The 25523-nt window shown below is 41.4% G+C and carries 20 protein-coding genes; 13 read left to right on the forward strand and 7 right to left on the reverse strand.

Annotated elements, in window-relative coordinates; genetic code table 11:
• Window positions 1-20 precede the first annotated feature (20 nt).
• The 3 genes from M1D52_RS04990 to rpoN form a co-directional block, all read right to left on the reverse strand.
• Window positions 21-1061: an agmatine deiminase family protein gene (locus M1D52_RS04990; RefSeq protein WP_437394451.1), complete on the reverse strand. Its 1041-nt coding sequence runs from the start codon at window positions 1059-1061 to the stop codon at window positions 21-23.
• 1 nt (window position 1062) lies between these two features.
• The gene (locus M1D52_RS04995; RefSeq protein WP_013663644.1) at window positions 1063-1932 is read right to left on the reverse strand and encodes a carbon-nitrogen hydrolase; all 870 of its coding nucleotides are present in this window, start codon (window positions 1930-1932) and stop codon (window positions 1063-1065) included.
• 89 nt (window positions 1933-2021) lie between these two features.
• Window positions 2022-3494: an RNA polymerase factor sigma-54 gene (gene rpoN, locus M1D52_RS05000; protein WP_013663643.1), complete on the reverse strand. Its 1473-nt coding sequence runs from the start codon at window positions 3492-3494 to the stop codon at window positions 2022-2024.
• A gap of 183 nt (window positions 3495-3677) precedes the next feature.
• Here rpoN and mscL point away from each other — a divergent pair, with 183 nt between their 5' ends.
• From mscL to tsaB, 5 genes are all read left to right on the forward strand, one after another.
• Complete coding sequence (gene mscL / locus M1D52_RS05005; protein WP_013663642.1) at window positions 3678-4067, forward strand: large-conductance mechanosensitive channel protein MscL; 390 nt, start codon at window positions 3678-3680, stop codon at window positions 4065-4067.
• A 452-nt stretch (window positions 4068-4519) separates the two neighbouring features.
• The gene (gene rpmH / locus M1D52_RS05010) at window positions 4520-4678 is read left to right on the forward strand and encodes a 50S ribosomal protein L34 (RefSeq protein WP_041387836.1); all 159 of its coding nucleotides are present in this window, start codon (window positions 4520-4522) and stop codon (window positions 4676-4678) included.
• 79 nt (window positions 4679-4757) lie between these two features.
• Window positions 4758-5162 (forward strand): ribonuclease P protein component, encoded by a 405-nt coding sequence (locus tag M1D52_RS05015; RefSeq protein ID WP_130857888.1) that lies wholly within the window; start codon window positions 4758-4760, stop codon window positions 5160-5162.
• Window positions 5125-5379 carry a membrane protein insertion efficiency factor YidD gene (gene yidD / locus M1D52_RS05020; RefSeq protein WP_013663639.1) on the forward strand — a complete coding sequence of 85 codons (255 nt, stop codon included), beginning with the start codon at window positions 5125-5127 and terminating at the stop codon, window positions 5377-5379. Before M1D52_RS05015 ends, yidD begins: the two co-directional genes overlap by 38 nt.
• A gap of 27 nt (window positions 5380-5406) precedes the next feature.
• Window positions 5407-6114, forward strand: coding sequence for a tRNA (adenosine(37)-N6)-threonylcarbamoyltransferase complex dimerization subunit type 1 TsaB (tsaB, locus tag M1D52_RS05025; RefSeq protein WP_130857889.1), 708 nt, complete (start codon window positions 5407-5409; stop codon window positions 6112-6114).
• On the opposite strand, the gene M1D52_RS05030 is transcribed toward tsaB, so the two are convergent.
• Window positions 6111-8765: a hypothetical protein gene (locus M1D52_RS05030; RefSeq protein WP_437394449.1), complete on the reverse strand. Its 2655-nt coding sequence runs from the start codon at window positions 8763-8765 to the stop codon at window positions 6111-6113. The two genes, tsaB and M1D52_RS05030, sit on opposite strands and share 4 nt — an antisense overlap.
• Before the next feature lie 89 nt (window positions 8766-8854).
• On the opposite strand from M1D52_RS05030, the gene M1D52_RS05035 reads away from it, so the two are divergent.
• Both M1D52_RS05035 and priA read left to right on the forward strand, forming a co-directional pair.
• On the forward strand, window positions 8855-9241 hold the full coding sequence (locus M1D52_RS05035; protein ID WP_013663636.1) for a DUF423 domain-containing protein: 387 nt from the start codon (window positions 8855-8857) through the stop codon (window positions 9239-9241).
• 31 nt (window positions 9242-9272) lie between these two features.
• A complete protein-coding gene (priA, locus tag M1D52_RS05040) occupies window positions 9273-11762 on the forward strand; it encodes a replication restart helicase PriA (RefSeq protein WP_130857891.1) in 2490 nt (829 codons plus the stop codon).
• On the opposite strand, the gene M1D52_RS05045 is transcribed toward priA, so the two are convergent.
• Complete coding sequence (locus tag M1D52_RS05045; protein WP_130857892.1) at window positions 11759-12490, reverse strand: hypothetical protein; 732 nt, start codon at window positions 12488-12490, stop codon at window positions 11759-11761. The genes priA and M1D52_RS05045 overlap by 4 nt on opposite strands.
• A gap of 160 nt (window positions 12491-12650) precedes the next feature.
• Here M1D52_RS05045 and M1D52_RS05050 point away from each other — a divergent pair, with 160 nt between their 5' ends.
• Window positions 12651-13307, forward strand: coding sequence for a protein-L-isoaspartate(D-aspartate) O-methyltransferase (locus tag M1D52_RS05050; protein WP_013663633.1), 657 nt, complete (start codon window positions 12651-12653; stop codon window positions 13305-13307).
• A 48-nt stretch (window positions 13308-13355) separates the two neighbouring features.
• Here the strand turns inward: M1D52_RS05050 and smpB are convergent, their stop codons facing one another.
• Window positions 13356-13805 (reverse strand): SsrA-binding protein, encoded by a 450-nt coding sequence (smpB, locus tag M1D52_RS05055; RefSeq protein ID WP_130857894.1) that lies wholly within the window; start codon window positions 13803-13805, stop codon window positions 13356-13358.
• Window positions 13806-13821: 16 nt separating this feature from the next.
• On the reverse strand, window positions 13822-14478 hold the full coding sequence (locus M1D52_RS05060; protein ID WP_013663631.1) for a metal-dependent transcriptional regulator: 657 nt from the start codon (window positions 14476-14478) through the stop codon (window positions 13822-13824).
• Between the two features lie 58 nt (window positions 14479-14536).
• On the opposite strand from M1D52_RS05060, the gene panB reads away from it, so the two are divergent.
• From panB to treY, 5 genes are all read left to right on the forward strand, one after another.
• Window positions 14537-15352 (forward strand): 3-methyl-2-oxobutanoate hydroxymethyltransferase, encoded by an 816-nt coding sequence (gene panB / locus M1D52_RS05065; protein WP_013663630.1) that lies wholly within the window; start codon window positions 14537-14539, stop codon window positions 15350-15352.
• Between the two features lie 113 nt (window positions 15353-15465).
• Window positions 15466-16944, forward strand: coding sequence for a S10 family peptidase (locus M1D52_RS05070; protein ID WP_013663629.1), 1479 nt, complete (start codon window positions 15466-15468; stop codon window positions 16942-16944).
• Window positions 16945-17201: 257 nt separating this feature from the next.
• Window positions 17202-19328, forward strand: coding sequence for a glycogen debranching protein GlgX (gene glgX / locus M1D52_RS05075; RefSeq protein ID WP_437394448.1), 2127 nt, complete (start codon window positions 17202-17204; stop codon window positions 19326-19328).
• Window positions 19329-19343: 15 nt separating this feature from the next.
• On the forward strand, window positions 19344-21173 hold the full coding sequence (treZ, locus tag M1D52_RS05080; protein WP_437394447.1) for a malto-oligosyltrehalose trehalohydrolase: 1830 nt from the start codon (window positions 19344-19346) through the stop codon (window positions 21171-21173).
• A gap of 1 nt (window position 21174) precedes the next feature.
• The gene (gene treY, locus M1D52_RS05085; RefSeq protein WP_437394446.1) at window positions 21175-25401 is read left to right on the forward strand and encodes a malto-oligosyltrehalose synthase; all 4227 of its coding nucleotides are present in this window, start codon (window positions 21175-21177) and stop codon (window positions 25399-25401) included.
• Window positions 25402-25523 lie beyond the last annotated feature (122 nt).

A 25523-nucleotide genomic window follows, 5' to 3' on the forward strand; every position in this document is an offset into this window, starting at 1 on the left:
TTTATTTATTAGTTGCCATGTTATACTTCCGGTTCTTGTTGGCTAAGGCAATGCCAGCTACCAAGCCCCCATATTACATCCGTACTGTCAATACCGATTACATGATGGTGTGGGAAGCAATCAGCTAAGATATCCAGTGCCTTTTGATCATTCTTGTCATGGTAGGTAGGCACAACAACCGCTGCATTGCTGATATAAAAATTAGCATAGGACGCAGGCAAGCGCTGATCTTCATGAATGACAGGAGCGGGCATAGGCAATTCGATGATATCCAACTGTTTTCCGTTGAGTAAACGCATCTCCTTCAAAAGATTTAAATTATCCTGCAAAAGAGCATAATTCTCATCACTTTTGTTTTCTTCTATTACGGTAACAACGGTACTATCATTCACAAAACGGGTAATATCATCAATATGTCCGTCTGTATCGTCTCCAACGATACCATCTCCCAGCCAAAGGACTTGCTCCACACCGTAATACTGATAGAGATACGCTTCAATTTCATGTTGATTGAGATGCGGGTTTCTATTTGGGTTTAACAAACAAGATGTAGTCGTTAATAAGGTCCCTGTACCATTAAAGTCTACTGAACCACCCTCCATGACGATTTGTGGATGAACTACGGGAAGGTTTAACGCTTTCCCAATAAGGGTAGGTATAACATCGTCTAAATCAAAAGGCGGATATTTGCCGCCCCAGGCATTGTATCCCCAATCTACAATGACTTTGGGTATGTCTGCATGCGGGTTGATCAGGAACGCAGGCCCATGGTCGCGGCACCAAGCATCATTAGTGGGGTGGTCAAAAAACGAAATCTTACTTAGATCAACGCCTTCTTTTTCTAATTGTTCTGTAGCCTCTTGTTTTAGCTTTTCACTCCCGACATTGATGCATACCTGTTCTCCTGCTGATATCGCCTTGATGAATTTGCAGTAGGGTCTATATATAGTGTCTATTTTGCCCGGCCAGCTAGCTTCCTTATGCGGCCAGCTCAACCATGTTGCCCGATGTTTATGCCATTCGGCAGGAAAAAAATAGCCTTTATCTTTAGGGTAATTCATTTTACTCTTCGTCAATAAATCTTTTTGTTATCGATTCGTAGCTGTCAATCCTTCTGTCTCGCAAAAATGGCCAATGGGATCGATAATAATCAGATTGATTGAGGTCGACTTCCGTTACAACCGTCTCTTCATCTTCATGCGAGGCCTTATAAACTAAAGCACCGAAAGGGTTGGCAATAAAAGAACCTCCCCAAAAGCGAACACCCGCCTCAATTCCAACGCGGTTAACGGAAACCACCGGGATGCCGTTTGCTATAGCGTGCGAGCGTTGTATCGTTTGCCACGCATTATATTGTTCTTCATTGGTCCCCGCATCCTGCGTAAGAGCCCAACCAATTGCCGTTGGATAAAAAAGTAATTCAGCACCCATCAGCGCAGTGATTCTAGCAGCCTCCGGATACCACTGATCCCAGCAAATTAAAATGCCTATTTTTGCAAATTTCGTTTTAAAAACTTTGTAGCCGAGGTCTCCGGGAGTAAAGTAAAATTTTTCGTAGAAACCCGGATCGTCCGGAATATGCATTTTGCGGTATTTGCCTAGATAGGTTCCATCTGCATCGATTACCGCGGTTGTGTTATGGTAAAGACCCTGCGCTCTTTTTTCAAAGAGTGAAGCGATGATAACAACCTGATATTCGGCTGCTACTTTACTCAATGCATCGGTAGATGGTCCCGGGATTGCTTCAGCCAAGACGAAGTTATCATAGTTTTCTTCATCACAAAAGTACAGTGATGTGAACAACTCCTGTAAACATATAATTTGTGCCCCTTTTTCCGCTGCCACTTTTACTTGTTCAATGGCTTTTGCCAAGTTGGTAGCTTTATCGGCTACACAGCTCATTTGAACAGTTCCTATTTTAACCTTAGACATGTAATGATATTTTTTTGAATTCTAAATCGTGTTTAAAGCATGCTTTTAGTTTCCCGAAGCCAGTTTTTTTTCCTATGCCACGGGTGATTTTAAAGCTTTTTTCGCAACCTAGCAACTGGAATATTCATTGCTTCGCGATATTTGGCTACTGTCCGGCGAGCAATTGTATAACCCTTTTCTTTCAAAATCTCCGTTAACTTTTCATCGGCTAAAGGTTTTCTTTTGTCTTCATTAGCTATGCACTCCTCGAGGATTTTCTTAACTTCCTTATTTGATACCTCTTCACCGCTATCCGTTTGAATGGCCTCTGAAAAGAACGACTTTAATAAAAAAGTGCCAAATTCTGTCTGAACATACTTTGAATTGGCTACTCTCGAAACCGTTGAAATATCCATGTCGATTTTATCAGCAATATCTTTCAAGATCATTGGCTTCAAGTTACGCTCGTCACCCGTCAGAAAATAGGTGTATTGATAATTCATAATCGCATTCATGGTTTTCAATAAGGTCTGTTGACGCTGCTTAATAGCATCAATGAACCATTTTGCAGAATCGAGCTTTTGTTTTACAAACTGAACAGCCTCCTTCATTTTTTTATCCTTTTGCGCTGCCTTGTCGTAGTGTTCGAACATTTCCTGATACGATCGGCTTACGCGCAGCTCGGGGGCATTTTGCGCGTTCAGCGTAAGAATCAGTATACCGTCATTGTTCGTAATATGAAAATCAGGTATAATATGCAGTTGCTTTTCAGAAGCAGATCCGGCGTCACCAGGTTTTGGGTTTAGCTTTAAAATTTCATCTACAATTTTTTTTAATTCGTCGGAATTGATGTTCAACGCTTTTTCAAGCTTATCATAGTGTTTTCTTGTAAACTCATCTAGATAATTCTCTACCACTAAAATAGCTTCCCGAATGACGGGGTTGTCCTGATCTTTTTTTCTGAGTTGGATTAGTAGACATTCTTGCAAATCACGGGCGCCTACACCGGCAGGATCAAATGTTTGAATGATTTTTAGAATTTCTTCAACCTCCTCCTCTGTTGCCATGACGTTTTGTGAAAATGCCAAGTCATCTATTAAAGATAGTATAGGTCTCCGAAGATAACCGTCGTCGTCTAGGCTGCCGATTATCTGTTGGCCAATTAAAAAGTCTTTGTCGTTCAGTGCCAGCAAATCAAGTTGTTGTTGCAGATTTTCAAAAAAAGAATTTTGAATAGCAATGGGCATTTCTTTTCGGTCTTCCTCATCATCGCTGCTATTGTTAAGATTATTTCCATAATCGTTAACATCTTCTTCTTGCAGGTAATCATCTACGTTAAACTCGTCCCCTTCACTTCCTTGTTCTTCTTCATTATAATTGTCCTCGGGATCTTTGTCGGGGTATTCTTCTGCCGGTTCGTTCATGTTCGTTAAGCTCATGTCTTCCAGTGCAGGATTTTCCTCAAGCTCTTCCTTAATACGGGCGTCCAATGATACCGTTGGTACCTGCAGCAGCTTAATGAACTGGATTTGCTGCGGTGATAATTTTTGAAGTAATTTTTGCTGTAAACTTTGTTTTAGCATATCAAATTAATGGGTACATTATTGCTTTATGATCAGCACCCTTTGGTGCAAAAGTACAGATTTTTTAAACGATAAGGCGATCCCTTTGGTATTAAAATACTATTTATTTGCTTAAATTTTTATTTGAATAAACAAAAATATTTACTTTAGTGTTACAGAAATGTTGAACTAAAAACACGAAATATGGGTTTCGCAAAAGAATTTAAAGAATTTGCCATGCGTGGCAATGTGGTTGATTTAGCTGTCGGTGTTATCATCGGAGGAGCATTTGGAAAAATCGTAAGTTCCCTGGTGGAAGATATCATTACACCCGCTATTCTTACCCCGGCTTTGGAGGCCGCCAATTTGAAAAATTTGTCTGAACTGGTGATTCCGGGGACGGCAATTAAATATGGCAACTTTTTGTCGCAGGTAATTTCCTTTATTATTGTTGCTTTTGCCCTTTTCCTAATCATAAAGGGAATTAATTCGTTGAAGAAGAAGGAAGAAGCTGCCCCGTCCGCACCGCCTGTACCTAGCAAGGAGGAAGTTCTTTTGGCAGAAATCAGGGATATATTAAAAACTAAGAATTGATGTTTTTTATACTTTGAAGCACCCAAGACGCATAGTGGACTGATAAAAGCCCATCATTGCCCGCCGGCTCCAGCCTGGTAGATAATGATGACGGTGTAAGATCCTGCTCGGCGCTTAAGATAATATAAATAAAGCAGGCAAGATAATTTGATGACGGATCGACCGGGTATTTTTCGCTCACATATTTCAGCTCGACAGGTATGGATAGCCAGTATAGGAATCTATTTTAATAATATATTTCCGCTATAAAATAGCCTTCAAATAGCGGAAAAGAGCAAAATAAATTCATTTTCTATGTAGAAGCCATTGTTTTGCATGAAAAATAAATTTATTTAGGTTTGAATATTAAGGAATAAGCCTTACCTTTGCGATCTTGTTTTAAGAACAGAAAGATGTATAGGGTGCTACTCCTCATAATACAGGGGCAGCTTAAAAATATAAAATTAATAGTAATGAAAAGAACATTTCAACCTTCGCAACGTAAAAGAAGAAATAAGCACGGTTTTAGGGAGCGTATGGCCACTGCTAATGGTCGTAGAGTATTAGCTTCCAGAAGAGCAAAAGGCAGAAAAAAATTGACTGTTTCTGACGAACGTCGTCACAAAGCATAAGTTTATTTCTCCGGTACCTTGCTTTTTTACGCCGAAGCCAGCGCCGGTTTCGCTGTATAATAAATAGCATTTGGTATTTATGGTGAGATACACATTCAAAAAGGAAGAACGACTTTGTAACAAAAAACTTCTAACGAAGCTTTTTCAAAGTGGTTCTTCCTTTATTTTATACCCATACAGAATTTCTTTTTTACCAAGCCAACACCTTCCACATCCTATTCAAATTGTTGTTTCCGTTCCAAAGCGTCGTTTTAAACGAGCGGTTGACCGAAATCTTTTAAAGCGACGTACCAGGGAGGCGTATAGGCTACAAAAGCATATTCTGCATACTTTTATCACGCACCATGAGGAGGAACTATTGCTTGCTTTCCAATATATAGGCAAGGAAATCCTCGATTATCAAACTATTCATAAGCGAATGGGGATTGCATTAGCGAAAATTCAGCATGAATATAATACGCATCATATGGCAAAGGGGAATTAAAAGCATAATAGGTTTCATTTTTTTAATGTTAATCAAAGCGTACCGATTATTTATTTCTCCTTTATTTCCCGGAACTTGTAGGTATACACCCACCTGTTCTCAGTATGGTATAGATGCAATTAAAAAACATGGCCCATTTAAAGGTGGGTGGTTGACATTAAAACGTATTGGCCGATGTCATCCTTGGGGTGGGCATGGACATGATCCTGTACCTTGACGGAATAGCTTGAATGTTTTTTAGAAAATGAATATTTTACATATTGAAACGGCAACATCGGTTTGCTCTGTAGCGCTAAGCACTGATGGGGTAGTGCGAGCCTCTATAGACCGGCATGAACCTAATATTCATGCTTCGAAATTAACGGTTTTTATTCACCAGGTTTTAAACCAAGCGAATTGTAAAATTAACGATTTGGATGCTGTGGCAATCAGTAAGGGCCCAGGATCTTATACGGGTTTGCGTATTGGCGTGTCCACGGCAAAGGGCATTTGTTTTGCCTTAGACATCCCGCTAATTGCTGTTGATACCTTGGAAGCGATGTTTAAAGGATTCAGCTCAACGGTTGCTAAAACGAGCGGACAATCGGATCTTTTCTTTTGTCCAATGATTGATGCACGAAGGATGGAAGTTTACTCAGCCATCTACAGTGGGCAAGGGAATCAAATCCGACCTGTTGAGGCTCGGATTATTGGCGCGGATTCTTTTGAGGAGTTCTCGGAGCGACAACAAAAGATTGTTCTTTTTGGTGATGGCGCTAACAAATTTTCATCGCTGTTTGAAGGAAACGAAACGGTCGTAGTGTCCGGTAATTTTCTGAACTCGGCAAAATATCTTGTTGATGAATCTTGTCGAAAGTGGCACTGTGAGGCATTCGAAGATGTCGCGTATTTTGAACCTTTTTACTTAAAAGATTTTATTCCGACCACGCCAAAAAAGCACTTAAAGTCTTAGTCTAACTTATAAGCTGCTAATTTACGGCCATCCTTACTGATTAGCGCGTACCTATGTCCATCGTTCTTCAATCCGCCAAAATAGAACGGAGCATACCCTTCCAACGGAAAGCCCTTAGCGATTGAGCCATCGTCTTCAAATACGTACAAAAGCTTGGCATTAGTGGTTATACCAATGGTATGCGTTTTGTTGGCTGACGGAAAAAATAAGGGAGGTCCTGCAATTTCGGTATTGAAATTATGACTGAATAAGAGCGTACTGTCTTTACTTGAGTAGGCATAAAGCTGTCGATCATCAGCAAATATAAGCTCAGGAATGCTGTCGCCCTGTATGTTTTCAGTAGCAAAATGAAAGTTTTCCGTCCATTTTCCGAGGCTCGTTTTGGTTTGTCTTTTATCGAAGTAAAAACTTACTAGCATGCCGCTTGTATCGGTTGTAACAATTCGTGATTCAGATTGGTCGCTTGGGTTTGTTTCTACGCCAAAGTTATTCCGAAAAACATCGTTGCCGGTGCTTTCAAGTAACGAAACTAAATTGCCGTTATGATTGAATAAGTAGACCTGGCCACTGCTTGTCAGCGCTATTACATAATTGAAGTCTTCTAAAAGTGCCGTTTTCAAGTTAAATAAAATATGACCCTTAACAGTTTTGTTCTTCCATTCGGGTAATTCTTTTCCATTACTGTCATAGCCAAGAATCCGTTGCTCGGCTGGAATGAATATTTTTTCATAATCCTTATTGACACGAAATAGGGTCATACCAGCCGTTGCGGGATGGTTTAGCACAATGGGGAAGCCAAACATAGGAGAGCCATTGGGAGCAAATCTATACAGTCGTTCCGCTGTGTTGAAAACCAAACTTTTATCAGGAAGCTGGGAAATAGGCCCAAGGATCGGTCCTGACAAAGCAGTTCTCCACAACTCTTTACCTTCGGTTGAGAAGGCGTACAATCTATTGCTTTTATCCTGCGTAACAATAAAGTTCGTACTGTCGGTATAAGTCCAAACGCTGGGGGGATAGGCAATTTCACTGCTCAAATCGGCAACCCACTCCGCTTGTAAATTCGACTTATCAGCAGAAAGATATTTTGCGCTTAAATTGCTGTAGAAATTCCCATTGTATCCGCTCAGTTGAAAAGAAAATGCCTGAAAATCTTTAAAATTGAAATTTGCCGTATCGTTGTACACCTTCTCAAATGCCGGCTTTAAAAGTCGCTTGATATTCAGTTTTGCGTTTTCGTTATGAATAAAGAACGTGACATTAGATTTGTTTGCCTGCAGTCGGCTGAATTCTATAAAGGGAATGGTATTTATTAAGAGTTGCTTTTCTTCGTATTGTTTTCTGAGTTGCTGAAGCGTGCTAATGGTGTTCGCACAAATTAAATAATTATTGATTAAGGTGAAGTATGGCCGTTGAAAGGGAAGCATCGGATCACCAAACGAATAATACAATAGATTGGAATTGTCGAACCTGCGTATATCTTCTGTAACGGCAGTGGTGAGTTTTTCCATATTTCTTTCGAAAATAAGTGAGTCCTTCACTTTAATAATTCCTAAAGTTTCCCTTGTGTTTAACTCAATCGATGCGAATTCATTGCCCCACTGATTTAATAAGGCTGTATCGAGATCGATTTTTTTAGACGACTTTATCAGTGCTAGTTGGTCATTGATTCGATTTAATTGATTGCGTTTTTTTAGCAGTTCAGTCAATTCTTGATGGAAGCCCTTATAGTTAGAAAGGGCAAAGGCGGCATAAGCTGCGGTGTTTGCCGGGAGCACTCGCTTCAGCTCGCCTTCTACAGCCGACTGCTTGGCGTAGATCGATAGGTAATTACCCTTCGCCATGGCATGGTCCATACTACTCAACCCGCTAAACATGAGGGCATCACTTTTGAAATTCATATTCAGCGATGACATGCCCTTCAGTCCTTCCAATAATTGTATGTTATTGCCCGGTTTTGTTCTTATTAAGTTATTAACGAACTTAAACACTTCGCTATGGTTCAAATGAAGGTTAAGTATGGAATTGTCGTTCTTATGCCCATTTTTGGCTAATTCTTGAAGAAAATCGGCCGATAGATGTGTCGCTTTATCGTCTGTGGCCCGAGCAATTAAATCACGTTGATGGCTGAAAAACGCTACTCCTGATCTAAAGGCGACGTAAAAGGAATTGTCAAGCGCTCGTATTTTAATGCTATAGAGATAAGAAGATGTTGAATCGGCTGTAATTGTTCCCACACCTTCCAGGTTTTTCTGCAACATTGAGGCGGCGTTTTCGGGCGTCAATTTTGTTTTAAAAGGAATCGTCAATAGCCAGTTGATGCGGTCCTTTGTGGGATGAAAAGAAAAATAGAGCGTTTGCTTCGTCGTAGGTTCCGAAAAGTCAGGACTCTTTAAAAACTGTTTATGTAGATAGCTAAGTTCATGTTGTGTTTCCTTGCCAAGGATTGCTTCAAAGATTTTAAAATCGTTGAAGATGTTATAGAAAGACTTATCGTTTTGGAAAGATACCAAAAAAGCGGCATCTGCCGGGATATAGGCCAAAGCGTTGTTTTGATTGCGACTATTACTTTGTAAACTTGTAAAATATAGTATGGCCGCTGCAATTACTGCAACGAATAATATGCTGGTAATTATTATTAGCTTTCTCATGGGATATAAGCAAAGTTAAAAAATTAACATCGCACCAAGCGAATATGTAATAGGTTTATTAAATTAGCGGATAAAACTGAACTGACTACATGAACAAACGTATTATACTTACAGCTGCTTTTTTTGGGATGATAGCGGTTGTTTTGGGGGCATTTGGTGCACATGGTCTTTCGGGTCGAATAAGCGACCAGAGCCTGGATAATTGGCATACGGCCGTTAACTATCAATTTTACCATACGTTAGCCCTTCTCTTTTTAGCTACTTTTTCGCGCGCAAAGAACATATTGATCAATCTTTCCTATATTGCTTTTACAATCGGTATATTTTTCTTCTCGGGCTCATTGTATTTGTTATCTACACGTGAGCTAACAGGAATCAGTGCCACACATATTTTGGGGCCTATAACACCCTTGGGAGGATTGGCCTTCATCTTAGGTTGGGCCAGTTTGTTTTTAGCTACCCTGAAAGGGAGGTAGTTGGCTCCACATTTTTATAATCTTATTATTTATGTTAGAACTTCAGGCGGAAGGACATCAACAGGAAAGAACTACAAAGTTTGTTGATGTTATACTGCCATTAGCTATTTCGAAAACTTACACTTATCGTGTACCTTATGAACTGACGTCGTCGGTGGCTGTTGGGAAAAGGGTTATCGTACAATTTGGAAAAAGTAAGATATACGCTGCAATTGTCTATGCTATATCATCAAAAGCACCCGAACGCTATGAGGCGAAATATATATTGGATGTTTTAGATGATTCACCGGTCGTTACTGCAGATCAGTTGAAGCTTTGGGATTGGGTGAGCGACTATTACATGTGTCATATAGGCGAGGTCATGCAGGCTGCCATGCCGGCCGTTTTCAAACTGGCCTCCGAGACGAAAGTAATGGCATCCGATCGATTGGCTTTGGTAGACAGAACTTCCCTCAATGATAAAGAATTTCTAATATTGGATGCTCTTGATTTGGCCGGCGAGCTGAAGGTGAGCGACATCATGAAGTTGTTAGGACAAAAAACGGTGTTCCCTATATTAAAAAGCCTGTTTAATAAAGATGCCATTGTCATATCTGAAGAGCTGCGGGAACGCTACAAGCCAAAGAAAAAGGCGTTCGTCGTTCTCAGCTCCTTTTTTGATCAGGGCGAGGAGCGGCATCTGCTTTTGGATAGTTTAGAGCGTGCCCCTAAACAGCAAGATGCCGTATTAGCTTATTTACAGTTGCGTAAAAGACAAGAGCACATAGCAAAGAGTGAATTATTGGAAGCAAGCGGCTGTGGGCAGTCGGCCTTAAAGGCTTTGATAGATAAAGGCGTTTTTATCATTGAGGAGCGCGTTGTAAGCCGGTTATATGGTGAAGATGTTTTCGTGGAGTCCGGTTTTGATTTAAGTGCAGCGCAGCAAGAGGCGATTGAATCAATACAGCGTCAATTTTTAGAAAAAGACGTCGTGTTACTTCACGGTATTACCGCTTCCGGTAAGACCCAGCTATATATTCGCCTTATTGAAGCGGCGCTTACACAAGGAAACACGATCCTGTATCTTCTACCCGAAATCGCTTTAACTTCACAAATAGTAGAACGTCTCCGGATATACTTCGGACAGGAAGTGGGGGTCTATCATTCCCGTTTTAATGATAATGAGCGGGCAGAAGTATGGCAAAAAGTTTTAAAGGGCGAGATTAGAGTAATTTTAGGTGCTCGATCGGCCGTCTTTTTACCTTTTCAAAACCTGGGCTTGATCATTATAGACGAAGAACACGAAATTTCTTTTAAGCAATTCGATCCCGCCCCTCGTTATCATGCCAGGGACACAGCGGTCTATCTTGGACATTTACATCATGCAAAAGTGCTGTTAGGGTCAGCTACACCTTCTATTGAGACCTATTACAATGCCAAGTCAAACAAATATGGATTAGTGACCTTGTCGCAACGATATGGTGAATCTAAGCTTCCGACGATCCGTATTGTGAGCTTAAAGGAAGAAGGTCGTGATAAGCGACTGCAGTCTTATTTCAGTGAAGTGTTATTAAATGAGATTAAGCAGGCAATAAATAATAAAGAGCAGGTAATTCTTTTCCAGAATAGAAGAGGGTATACCCCGATGCTGTTGTGCCGCACTTGTGGATACACTCCGAAATGTACAAACTGTGATGTTAGTTTAACTTTTCATAAGAGTACAGGTAAATTACATTGTCATTACTGTGGATTTAAAGAAGAGCAGATCCAGGTATGTCCTGCTTGCGGATCCACGCACTTAGAGAATAAAGGTTTTGGCACGGAGCGGATTGAAGAGGAACTGTCCATGTTGATTCCGGAAGCCAAAATCGGCCGTCTAGATTTGGATTCCACAAGGGGGAAGGATAGCTTCGAACGGATAATTACCGACTTCGATGAGCAGCAGTTCAATGTGCTTGTTGGTACCCAAATGGTAGCAAAAGGATTGGACTTTGGTAAGGTTACCGTTATTGGAATTATCAATGCAGACGCCTTGATTAATTATCCCGACTTCAGAGCTTTTGAAAGAAGCTTTTCTTTGTTGTCGCAAGTAAGCGGTCGTGCCGGAAGGAGAAGTTCCGCAGGAAATGTTATTATACAGGCTTACGCAACCCAGCATCGCGTACTCGAGCAGGTCGTACATCATGATTATGAAGGGATGTTTATGACTGAGGTTCAAGAGCGGAAACATTATGCTTACCCACCTTTTTATCGATTGATTAAGATTGACGTAAAACACAAAGATCAAAACGAGGCGTATAATGCTGCCCAACGTTTGGGTACCTTACTGAAGGAGGCCTTCGGTAATCGGGTTTTAGGTCCCGAAACGCCACTCATTTCGCGCATCAGAAATTATTTTATTAATACCCTGCTGATTAAAGTCGAACGTGATGGAACCAGTATACAAAAAGTAAAGACGGCTCTTCGCCAGCTACTCATCACTTTTGAAAGTAACAAGGCAAATAAAGGAGTTTTTGTGCAACTGGATGTGGATCCTTATTAATATAGATTGCCAAAATTAAATTGTACACTCAGGATGCCAACAGGGCCGAAATAATACTCCCAACCTTTTTCAGTTGGTCTTTTTTCAGTCGTTTCATCGTGGGCAATTTCTATCTTTTGAAAACTGTAAGCAACGGTTAGGTTGCTCTCGGCGGCTATGGTCACTGTAGGGATAATATTAAATTTTAGGCCGATAAAGGGAGATGCCAATATCGCATCTTTCCGATCGATAACAGCATCATTTGTAACGTTTATATCGCTGCCATTCATGTATGAGCCTTTGTATTTCTGGTATGTATAACCGAGATCCAGACCAAAGTAAGGCTGTAAACGCGTATAGGTTATATTTTTTTCAAACCCAATCTTGATGGTTGTGTTTTTTAAGTTTCCGTTGCCACTGCAATTGATGCAATTGCCATTGAGCGAAACATCTTTGTCGAAATACGAGCCGGCGATTCGGTAGCTTATTTGGTTGTCATTAAACTTGAAAAATAAACCATTAAATGCCGATGAATAAAAATGTTCACGTGTAGTTTGGTCCAGTATTTTGGGGAATTGTTCGTAGGCGAAGGCTCGTAATCCAACTGAATATAAAAACTCGGAAAAACGAGGTCCTTGCTTTTGGGGGATATGAATCGGTTTGTATGCTAGCGTATCAATACGTGTAATTTGCGCACACAATGGAAAACTTATACTAAAGAATACTAAGGCCAAAAGTACTTTCCTCATGTTATTACATTTAACGATCCAAAGACGCTAGAAAGATATGAAGATTTTGTCGAATGCGCCAAAAAAGTAAAAAATAATACCCAAGTCCTGAATTAATTAGGATTAGACCATCCAAACGAGCTTCTTTTAATGCCAAAACAAACGTATTTTTGGAAGAGTAATGGCTTATAAATTTGTAGACAACTATCGGGAAAAAGGTGCCAGAAAGCAACTGGTTGAAACACTAAGAAAAAGAGGTATTGCTGATGAGGCCGTATTGAGCGCTGTTGGAAAGGTGCCACGCCACTTTTTTTTTGATGAGACCTTTTGGACACAAGCGTACAAAGACATCGCTTTTCCTATAGGCGACGGACAGACAATCTCTCAACCTTACACGGTAGCCTATCAAACGGAGCTGTTGCATATTAGGAGAGGGGATAAGGTGCTTGAAATTGGAACGGGTTCAGGTTACCAAACATGTATTTTACTCGAACTTGGAGCCGAAGTTTTTACCATTGAACGGCAAACTAATCTTTATAATAGGACTATTAAAGTGCTTCCCTACATGGGATACCAAGCCCACTTTTTTTTAGGAGATGGTTCAAAAGGATTGCCTCAACATGCTCCTTATCACAAAATTATTGTAACAGCAGGTGCACCCTTTGTGCCCGAAATCATGTTAAAACAATTGGCGATTGGAGGTATATTGGTTATTCCGGTAGGTGATGCAAAGACGCAAAAAATGGTGACGGTTATTCGTACAGGTGAACAAGATTTTGAGAAGATCGAACTTGATACCTTTCGATTCGTTCCGCTTGTTGGCGATCAGGCCTGGTAGGTTTTACATCCTGTGCGCCGTCAGGATGCAAAGGCGTGGTTACCGATGTTACAGCTTATAAGTTCGTGACAATTCCCTTTTTGTATCCCGTTCTTTGATACTTTCCCTTTTGTCGTAATCTTTTTTTCCTTGAGCAAGTGCAATTTCGACTTTCGCATACCCCCGCTCATTTACGAAAATCTTTAGCGGAATTATCGTGAAGCCCTTTTCTTCCCCTTTAATTTTTAATTTAGCTAACTCTTTTTTGGTCAACAGAAGTTTTCTGTCGCGCTTTGATTCATGATTATAAAAGGAGCCATGTGAATACTCAGCTATATGCATATTCCGAATATACAAGCCATCATTTAAGAACGCGCAAAACGCATCCCCTATATTCGCCTTGGACTGCCGGATCGATTTTATCTCGGTTCCCAATAATTGAATACCGGCAATATACTTTTCAAGGATATGGTATTCATAATAAGCCTTTTTATTCCTTATATTAATGTCGTTAGACATAACTCTTTATCTTAATCTATTTAATAAAAATGTTCTCGGCAACCTTTTGCGAAATGGTAGTCGTTTTCCCATCTATTTCAATCTCCATTGATCCATCAAAAGCGAAGCGCTTCTTGATCAGGATGGGGTCACCAATAGCTATGCCCAGTTGAGAGACATATTGTAAAAATTCAGGACTGTTATCTTTCACTGCATTTACCTTTTTCTTGCTTCCCAACGTGGCTTCTGCCAGGGTCTTTCTTTTTTCTGTAACCAGCACCCCTTTAGCAGAGGGAATTGCATCACCATGAGGATCAAATTGTGGACAACCGAGATACTTGTCCAATCGCTCAATCAGTTTTTCAGATTTGATGTGTTCAAGTTGTTCAGCAACTTCATGTACTTCGTCCCAACTAAACCCTAATTTATCAAATAAAAACGTTTCCCAAAGGCGATGTTTTCGCACCACGGCAATTGCATGAGCGCGTCCTTGATCCGTTAAGGAGATTTTGCCATATTTTTGGTAATCTACTAAGCCCTTTTCCTTTAATTTCTTTAGCATATCTGTGGCGGTAGCAGGTCGCACGTGAAGCTGTGAGGCAATTTGATTCGTGCCAGCTTCTTGTTGGCCATTGCTGTCCTCTGCAATATGCAACAATACTTTCAGATAATTCTCTTCAGTAATCGATAACATAGGGGCAAAGGTAAAGAAAAAGTGGTCAACTATACCTACCTATTATTACCTTTGCTATATGTCGATACATAAAGAAGTTAGAAAAGTTACGGTAAATAGCATCTTAGAGATGAAAGCTACCGGTGAAAAAATTTCGGTATTAACGGCTTATGATTATACCATGGCAAGTATTTTAGATGCAGCGGGTGTTGATATAATCTTAGTGGGTGACTCGGCTGCCAATGTAATGGCAGGTTACGATACCACGTTACCAATAACCTTAGATCAGATGATATACCATGCCGCCTCAGTTTCCCGGGCAATCAAACGAGCCATGCTGGTGGTTGATTTACCTTTTGGAAGCTACCAGGGAGACCCATATGATGCTCTAAAAGCAGCCGTACGGGTTATGAAAGAAACGGGCGCCCATGCGCTGAAATTGGAAGGCGGGATAGAAATCAAAGAAGCTATCAAATTAATTATCAATGCCGGTATACCGGTAATGGGACATCTCGGACTTATGCCTCAGTCGATAAACACGTATGGTGGTTACGGTTTAAGGGCGACCGGTGTACATGAAGCGCATAAATTGAATACAGATGCGCAACTTTTGCATGAGTTGGGTTGTTTTGCCGTTGTGTTAGAAAAAATTCCCGCCAAACTGGCGAAAGAAGTAACGGATCATTTGCGTATACCAACCATTGGTATAGGCGCAGGTTCGGCAACGGATGGACAAGTGCTGGTTGTTCATGACTTATTAGGGTTGAATAAGCATTTTAAACCGAAATTCGTTCGCCAGTATTTGCAACTTGATCAACTGATTACCTCCGCGGTTCAACAATACATCGCGGATGTAAAGGCCGTAGAATTTCCGAATGATAGTGAGCAGTATTAAGTATGAATAAGCTGCTTCGTAACCAAAGGTGTTAAGATAGTTTGTAATATTGTTGTAGAACACACAGCCTTTTTGAACTAATCGCTATTTTTATAGCAATCAAATCAGCTTACATGAAAAAAATCTGTCTACTTGCTTTATGCCTGTATCTATTTTTTAGTAAATCCTTTGCGCAACCGGATCCACCGGCCGATACGGTTATCTCCACGAAGCATACCACCGTCATTAAAGGGAGCAAAATTGCTTATAATACAAGCATCGGTATGCAGCCGATATGGAATGACGAAGGCAAAGCCATTGCAACGGTCAACTATACCTATTATGAACGATCGGACGTAAACGACAAAAAGCATCGACCCTTGGTGATCTCGTTTAACGGAGGGCCCGGTTCGGCGTCCTTATGGATGGAAATTGGTTATACAGGACCGCGGATTCTGACTTTGGATGATGAGGGCTATCCGGTGCAGCCATATGGAGAGATGCGCGATAATCCCTATTCTATTTTAGATGTAGCCGATATCGTTTACATTAATCCTGTAAACACCGGCTATTCAAGAATTCTGGATAAAAAAACAGATAAGTCACTGTTTTTCGGAGTAAATGCCGATATCAAATACTTGGCTGCCTGGTTGAATACCTTTGTTACCAGAATCAATAGGTGGCAGTCTCCCAAATATCTAATTGGAGAGAGTTACGGAACAACGCGTGTATCGGGCTTGGCACTTGAGCTTCAGGATGCGCAATGGATGTATCTTAATGGAGTCGTTTTGGTGTCTCCAACCGACCTCGGATTAAAAAGAGAAGGGCCGGTAGACCTTGCCTTGCGGCTCCCTTATTTTGCGGCTACGGCTTGGTATCATAAGGCGCTTGGAAGCGATATGCAGCAAAAAGACTTGGATCAATTACTGCCTGAAGTTGAAGAATTCACCGTAAACGAATTGTTGCCCACGGTAACGCGAGGTGGTTCGGTACCGATGGCCGAGAAACAACAAATTGCGTCGAAAATGGCGCGATATGCAGGAATATCGGAAAAGTTAATACTTCAGAATAATTTCGACATATCTACTCAGTTTTTTTGGAAAGAACTGTTGCGTGATAGAGGTTTAACCATTGGACGTTTGGATTCGCGCTATCTTGGTAAAGATAAAAAAGATGGGGGCGAGCGGCCGGACTATAATGCTGAGCTTAGCTCCTGGATGCACTCCTTTACTCCCGCAATCAACTATTATGTTCGCAACGAACTGAATTTCAAAACCGACGTAAAGTATAATGTCTTTGGTTCTGTATATCCTTGGGATCGTAGTGATGATCATACAGGCAACGATCTACAACAAGCCATGGCAGAAAACCCTTATCTGCATGTCATGGTGCAATCCGGCTATTATGACGGTGCTTGCGACTATTTTAATGCTAAATATAATTTGTGGCAAATGGATCCTGCCGGGAAGTTTCAGGATAGAATGTCTTTTAAGGGATATCGCACAGGGCATATGATTTACATGCGGCAGGTGGATTTAGAAAAAGCAAATGATGATCTGCGGGAATTTATTGCTAAGTCGACCGTAAAGAGCGGCGTTCCTGCAAAATATTAATAATATTATTAAAAATAATACAAACGCCTGAACATGCTGTTCAGGCGTTTTTTTTTGAAGGTGATATAGAATTGAACACCTTTCGGGAGTTGAAAAAAAAAGCGCCCCAGTAGTCCGTATTCCCTAAACAAAAGCCCGATACGCTTGTTCAATGAGAGTCGATATCTTAAGAAGTTCGTCACCACGGCAATTATTTGCAGGATATCGAAGAAGCTTACGCAGAATCCTTGTTACAGATATAATGAGATTTAAAAACTATGGAACGAAAAGTCTACCCTGGTAGTCCCTATCCGCAAGGGGCCACCTATGATGGCAAAGGAACGAACTTCGCTTTATTTGCCAGACACGCAGAAGGCGTTGAACTTTGCCTCTTTGATTCAGATCAATCAGATGCCAATGAAGAACGAATACCTATCAAAGAAAGAACCCATGATATTTGGCATATCTACCTTCCGGATGTGAAACCCGGACAGAAATACGGCTATCGGGTCCATGGCCCCTATAAACCGGATGAAGGACATCGCTTTAATCCAAATAAGCTTTTGATGGATCCCTACGCCAAGGCAATAGCCGGTGTTATCAAGTGGCACGAGTCTATTTTTGGATACAATATCAAAGATGACGAAAAAGACCTAAGTTTTAACGAACAGGATAGTGCCCCATATGTTCCCAAATCGGTTGTTATCGATGATTCCTTCGATTGGGGGAACGATCGAAAGCCTAATGTTATGTACCATCAGACCATCATCTATGAAGCACATGTTAAGGGGTTCACTTATACACATCCCGATATCCCGGATAATATCCGAGGTAGCTATGCAGCTATCGGTCATCCCACAACTGTTCAATATCTAAAAGATCTTGGAATTACTTCCATAGAACTCTTGCCCATTCACCATTTTGTAAATGACTGGCATCTCCAGGATATTGGCCTAAGCAATTATTGGGGCTACAATACGATAGGTTTCTTTGCACCTGATGTAAAGTATAGCTCCAGTGGCATGAATGGTGAGCAGGTTACAGAGTTTAAACAGATGGTAAAAAATCTACATGAAGCAGGTATCGAAGTGATTTTAGATGTAGTATACAATCACACAGCTGAGGGCAACGAATTAGGGCCAACGCTAAGTTTTCGTGGCATTGATAATAGCTCTTATTATCGGCTTACTGAAGATGGTCGTTATTACGTAGATTATACCGGTACCGGAAATACTTTGAATGCCAATCTGCCAAATGTGCTGCAACTGATTATGGATAGTCTTCGTTATTGGATTTTAGAAATGCGTGTTGACGGCTTCCGTTTTGATTTGGCATCAACGTTAGCGCGCGAGTTTCATGACGTAAATAAGCTGAGCGCATTTTTTGATATTATCCACCAAGATCCAATTATCTCGCAGGTAAAGTTGATTGCAGAGCCTTGGGATATCGGAGAAGGGGGGTACCAGGTAGGTAACTTTCCTGCAGGCTGGGTGGAATGGAATGGAAAATATCGTGATTGTATACGCGATTACTGGCGCGGAGAGGAAAGTAAATTAGGTGAATTTGCCTCTCGATTTACCGGTAGCTCCGATTTGTATCGGGATGATTACAGAACACCGACAGCCAGTGTAAACTTTATTACTGCGCACGACGGTTTTACCCTGAATGATTTGGTTTCTTATAACGAAAAACATAACGAAGCCAATGGCGAGGATAACAACGATGGGGAGAGCCATAATCGCTCTTGGAACTGTGGAGAAGAAGGTCCAACTGATAATTTGGAAGTTTTGGCGTTGCGGTCTAAACAAAAACGGAATTTTTTAACCACCTTGTTTTTATCTCAAGGTATTCCTATGTTATTGGGTGGCGATGAATTGGGACGTACACAACAAGGGAACAACAATGGCTATTGCCAGGATAATGAAATATCATGGTATAATTGGAAAGAGGCAGATCAGGACTTGTTAGCCTTTACCAAAAAGTTAATAAACTTAAGAAAAAGTCATCCAACCTTTTGCCGCCGAAAATGGTTCATGGGACAGAAGATAAAGGGTGCCGGTGTTGAAGATATCGTTTGGTTTTTGCCGGAAGGTAATATTATGCCGGACGAAGCATGGGATAATGATACTGCTAAATCGCTCGCGGTTTATCTAGATGGTAGAGGAATTAGGTCGGTAGACCCTAAAGGCAATAAAATTTACGACGATCATTTTTATGTAATCTTCAATGCTCATCATGAGCCGATTGATTATAAGCTTCCAAATGAAAAATATGGAAGTAAGTGGACTAAAGTATTAAATACCGACGATGCACAGGTAGAAGATGAGAATGGTTATCAACCGGGTGATGTCATCAAAGTGGCCGGGCGTTCCGTTGTTCTTTTTCATGCCCCTTTACAGGGTTAACTTCACGATTATATTATGAGCCGATCACTTAATTTTAATGCTTTTGGAGTAGATATTCATACCGGTCAAACCACAATAGGAGTATGGGCACCGAGTAGTAAGGAAGTCCGCGTACATATCGAAAATGGTGACGTAATCGACCTGAAGGAGGCCGGCTTTGGTTTTTGGTCTGCCAATACCGAAAAAATAAAAGATGGTACCTTATACAAGGTAGCTTTAGATCAGGAATCCGCTTTGCCGGATCCTGCCTCTCGTTTTCAGCCTCAGGGCGTCCAAGGGTATTCTCAGGCTATCGACCTAAGCAAACACAATTGGTCAGACCAACAATGGCATAACCTGGCATTGGAAGACTATCTTATTTATGAGCTTCATGTGGGTACGTTTACTTCTGATGGAACTTTTGACGGGATTGTCGGCAAGCTTGATCACTTAATTGAATTAGGTGTAAACGCGATTGAGATCATGCCGGTAGCCCAATTTCCCGGTGAAAGAAACTGGGGCTATGACGGTGTCTTTCCTTTTGCTGTCCAAGCAAGTTACGGTGGGCCGCGCGCTTTGCAACGCTTAGTTGACGCCTGTCATCGCAAAGGGATAGCCGTTATTCTAGACGTCGTTTATAACCATGTCGGACCGGAAGGGAATTATCTCGAATCATATGGGCCTTTTTTTACCGATAAATACCATACGCCATGGGGAAAAGCCATCAATGTGGATGATGCTTATTGCGATGGCGTACGGCAATTTATTCTTGAGAATATGCGGATGTGGTTTCGCGATTTTCATATTGACGCACTTCGACTGGATGCCGTACATGCTATCAAGGATTACGGAGCAAAGCATATTTTGGCAGCCATGCGTGAACAGCTGGATGAGCTTTCAGCCGTCAGTGGAAAGCCGTATTACCTTATCGGCGAGTGCGATTTAAATGATGTCCGTTATATAACTCCGGTAAACGAGGGCGGTTATGGACTGCATGCGCAATGGATCGATGAGTTTCATCATGCCTTGAGAGTTACCGTGGGCGAGCCCCGAAACGGATACTATGCCGATTTCGAACCGCTAATTCACTTGGCAAAGTCTTTTCGCGATGGGTATGTTTATGACGGGACGTATTCACCTCATCGAAAAAAAACATTCGGCAATAAAGCGTCCGAAGCTAGTGGAAGTCAGTTTGTCGTTTTTTCTCAAAATCATGATCAAATTGGCAATCGTATGTTGGGCGAACGCAGTAGTGCCTTATACAGTGAGGGATTGCAGAAGGTAATGGCTACTGCTGTGTTGGCGTCCCCTTATATTCCTATGTTATTTATGGGGGAAGAATATGGGGAGAAAAAACCTTTCCTATATTTCGTCAGTCATACCGATGAAGAACTTGCAGAGGCCGTAAGAAAGGGTAGACGTGCTGAATTTAAGGACTTTCATGGCGAAGAAGATGCTCCTGATCCAATGGCCGTGGCTACCTATGAACAGTCGAAGCTTAACTGGTCAGCCTTAGATGAATCGAACCATCGGGAAATTTTTACCTTTTATAAACGATTAATTCAATTAAGAAAGAAATACGAAGCATGGCATCGATTAGACCGTAAGCATATAAATGTTGAGGTCTGCAGCGATTCAGGTGTTTTGCTGTTAAATCGATGGACCGATCGGGAGTCGTTATTTTTTTATTTTAATTTCAGTGATAAGATCCAAGAAAGAAAGGATCACTTTCTGCAATATCCCAGTGCTAAAATTTTTGATACTTCTGATTCCCGGTTCTTCCAGAACGATTTTGTAATACCAAGCCCACCAATTTTGCACTTAGCTCCGCAGAGCGCATCTATTTATTACCAAACAAGCAAATAACATGTATACTGTTTTTAATCCTGTAGCTACTTATCGTGTTCAGTTCCATAAAGGATTTACCTTCAAAGATGCACTGCAATTAGTTCCTTATTGGCAAGCTTTGGGTGTAAAAAGTCTTTATGCATCTCCCATTTTCGAAGCGGTGCCTGGAAGTACCCATGGATATGATGTCATAAACCCGCTTACAGTAAATCCGGAAATAGGAACGCTCGATGAATTGCGAACACTCACGGCAAAATGTAAAGCGCATGGACTTGCGTGGATACAAGATATTGTTCCTAATCATATGGCTTTTCATGATGCAAACACTTGGCTAATGGATGTTATGGAAAAGGGGACTAACTCGCCCTTTGCCAATGTGTTTGATACCGGGCTCGGTAATGTTTTTTTTCAGGGAGCTATTATGGTGCCCTTCTTAGGGTCGACTTTAGAAAAAGCCATCGATCAAAAGGAAATTAAATTGGTATGGAAGAAAAGCAAATTATGGTTAGCTTACTATGATCAGCTTTATCCTGTAAACTTGAATGCCTATCGAGCAATAATGGATCGTTTACTCAAACGCAGTCCAAATGAAGCAAAATCAGCGAAAAGTGCTTTGGATAAAGCAGAACAAACAAGAAAAGGGAGTGCGTCGGGGTTTGAAACATCATGGCTGAACTTTTTGGATGAATGGAATAAATATACGCAAGCGCCGGGAGTGCAAAGCCGATTGAAACGTTTACTTGAGCAGATAAATCATGACCAGGAGGCACTCATCGCGGTATGTGAGCAGCAATACTACCGCCTGTGCAGCTGGGAGGAAACGGATTTAAAAATTAATTATCGTCGTTTTTTTACAGTTAATAGTTTGATCTGCACACAAGTGCAACGAGATGATGTATTTACGCTAACACATCAATTCATAAAACAAATGGTTGACGAGGCCTGCTTTCAAGGCTTGCGTGTAGACCATATTGACGGACTTTTCGATCCGGAAAAGTATTTGTACGATTTAAGAAAGCTTGTAGGACCCGAGGTATACATTGTTGTTGAAAAGATTCTTGAAGATAAGGAGAAGCTTCCGGCCGTCTGGCCTATCCAAGGGACTTCCGGCTACGATTATTTAGCCCTTTCAAACAAACTTTTCACCGCAGACAGGGAACGTGCTTTCAATAAAATTTACAACCAAGTGGTTGGTCGTCATAACGATGATATTTGTCAACAGACGATAGAAAAGAAGTCTTATATTTTGCACCAACATATGCAGGGTGAGGCCGCCAATCTATTTGAATTTTTTCGACGGTCTAAGTTTTTATCGGATGTGGAACTCGAATCGCTTGATGTTACCCTGCTGAAAGAAGCGATCTCTTCCATCCTAATTTTTTGTCCAGTCTATAGATTTTATGGTAACAGCTTTCCATTAGAGTCAAGCGAAAGAAAGCAATTAAAAGCACTTTTTCAGGCTATTCGAGCTAACAAGCCAAATCTCATTGCTGCGCTTGACGTTTTGGAAGAACTCCTGTTGACAGTGCCGAAAAACAATAATAAACGTTTTAACGAGCGGCTATTATATTTTTATCAACGACTCATGCAGTTTTCCGGCCCTTTGATGGCAAAAGGTGTGGAAGATACGCTGATGTATACGTATAACCGCTTTATCGGCCACAATGAAGTGGGGAGTTCGTTGTCAACTTTCGGGTTTTCAAAGAAAGCTTTCCATATGGAGATGGAAGAACGGCAGCGACATTGGCCGCTGGCCATGAACGGAACAGCCACGCATGATACCAAGCGCGGAGAGGATGCGCGGGCTAGACTGCAAGCATTGAGCTGTTTGCCCAAAAAATGGCAGACAACGGTATCGAATCTGGAGAATGCGGTAAAGTCAAGGCAGATCGTCGTTCCTGAAGTGAATGACCGCTATTTTATTTATCAAACGTTATTGGCGACTTATCCACTCATTGAAGAAGAACGTGAGGATTATCCTACAAGGTTATCAGCCTATCTGGAAAAGGCACTAAGAGAAGGGAAAGTGCATAGCGATTGGGCGGAACCAGATCAGGAATACGAAGAAAAGTGTATTAATTTTGCTCTTTCCATGCTCGATGAGGAAGCAGGTTTATGGCCGCTATGGGCATCGCTATTGGAAGAAGTGGATAGGTATGGAATGCTTAATTCACTGGGACAGGTATTGTTAAAAACAACAGCTCCTGGAGTCCCGGATTTTTACCAAGGTACGGAATACCAAGACCTTAGTTTTGTTGATCCCGACAACAGACGCAAGGTTGACTACAAGCTACGCTACCGATTTTTAAAGTCGATTGAGAAGAAAGATATTGATTTGCTCACATATTGGCGCGAACATCCCAATGGCAATATAAAAATGGCGATGATCGTAAAGTTGCTCCATTATCGATCACAATACGCTAAGTTGTTTGAGCAAGGACTTTATTTGCCATTGAAGGTTAGAGGGCGGTATCGGAATCATATACTAGCTTTTTGTCGTCGATTCGGCCAACAATGGAGTATTGCCATTATCCCTTTATATATCGCTGAGTTATGTATAGATCAAGCTTGCCCAATTGAGGATATTAATTGGAAAGACACTAGGATCGACTGGCCTGAAGATATTCCCCTCGATTTTGTTGATGTATTAAATAATGAAAATGGACAAGTAGAGCGAGCGCTGCATTTGGCTGATCTGTTTAAGAACCGCTTGCCGCTAACAGTTTTGCATATAGAAGAAGAGGAGAAAACGCGAGCCGCTGGCATTTTGTTGTCGCTCACTTCTCTCCCCTCTGCGTTCGGTATAGGCGATTTAGGGCCAGAGGCTCAACGCTTTGCTTCACAGCTTTCGCGTGCGGGCCAACGCTTTTGGCAGTTACTTCCATTAAATCCTACCGGAGCGAAGGAATATTATTCTCCTTACAGCGCTTATTCGGTATTTGCAGGGAACCCGATTTTAATCAGCCCGGAAGTATTGGTTCAAAAAGGCTTACTAACGGTTAAGGAATTGGCAGATGCAAGGCTACCTATGCATTCCCAAGTCTCGTATGATGAAGTTTCAGCAAGCAAACAAAAGCTGCTTCATGCAGCATTTTTACGCTTTATTGAAGGGAAACGAAATAGCTATCAGGAAGGCTTTGAGCGTTTCATGCGGACTGAGCGTGATTGGTTAGATGATTTTGCAATTTATCTCTTACTGAAAAAACAGCAAGAGGGACAACCTTGGTATAAGTGGCCCGATAAATTGAAATTACGAGATAGACAAACCCTCGCTGATCTTGCAAAGAAGTATAAGATGGACCTCTTGGAGCTGAAATGGCAACAATATGAATTTTTTAACGAGTGGAAAGCTCTGAAAGCGCAATGCGAAGCATTGTCAATCCAATTGTTGGGTGATCTTCCGATATATGTTAATTACGATTCAGTTGATGTTTGGACCAACCGGCACCTGTTTAGTTTAGGCGAGAACGGAAACTTGCGCGGAGTTGCCGGCGTACCTCCCGATTACTTTAATGCCGAAGGACAGCTATGGGGAATGCCAACCTTTAACTGGAAAGCCCACGAGCAAGAGAAGTATGCTTGGTGGCTAGCCAGATTTAAAAAAAATCTCGAGTGGTATCATTCCATTCGTTTAGATCATTTCAGAGCTTTCTATGATTATTGGGAAGTCCCGGCATCTAAAGAAAATGCCGTGGAGGGCACTTGGAAAATTGGGCCACGTGAGAAACTCTTTAAATTAGTGAAAGAAAAGCTTGGAGCCGTTGCGTTAATAGCTGAAGACTTGGGCGATATAAGTCCAGGCGTCTACGAACTGCGAGACCGGCTTGGTCTCCCGGGGATGCGGGTTTTACAGTTCGCTTTTGGAGAGGATGCGCCTTATTCGCTTCATATTCCTCATCAGTATTCGATAAACAGTGTTGTTTATACAGGCACACACGATAACAACACGGTCATTGGCTGGTATCAGGAAGAGCTTGATCGAGCAGGAAAAGACCGCTTGCAGTATTATCAAGGTCATAAGGTTAAGGGCGCTAACATCCATGAAGAAATGATCAGAATGGCTTATGCCTCTGTCGCTAAGCTGGCTATTATCCCTATGCAAGATGTGCTTGGCTTGGGCAAAGAGGCAAGAATGAATACACCGGCAACAACAGGAATAAATTGGAAGTGGCGGCTTTTAGACAGTCAATTCCGCTTAAAGCATATTAAATGGCTCAGAGAACTTGCTAAAACATACGCCCGGTAAGCGTGCAAATATTAGGCAGGAGAAAAAATAAATGGTTGATAATAAGTGGGCTATTGCGAAGGTTTGGAAATAATTTAAATTTTTTTTTGAATTATAAATCTTAGATGTATTTTTGCAGTCCC

The organism is Olivibacter sp. SA151 (assembly GCF_054130995.1).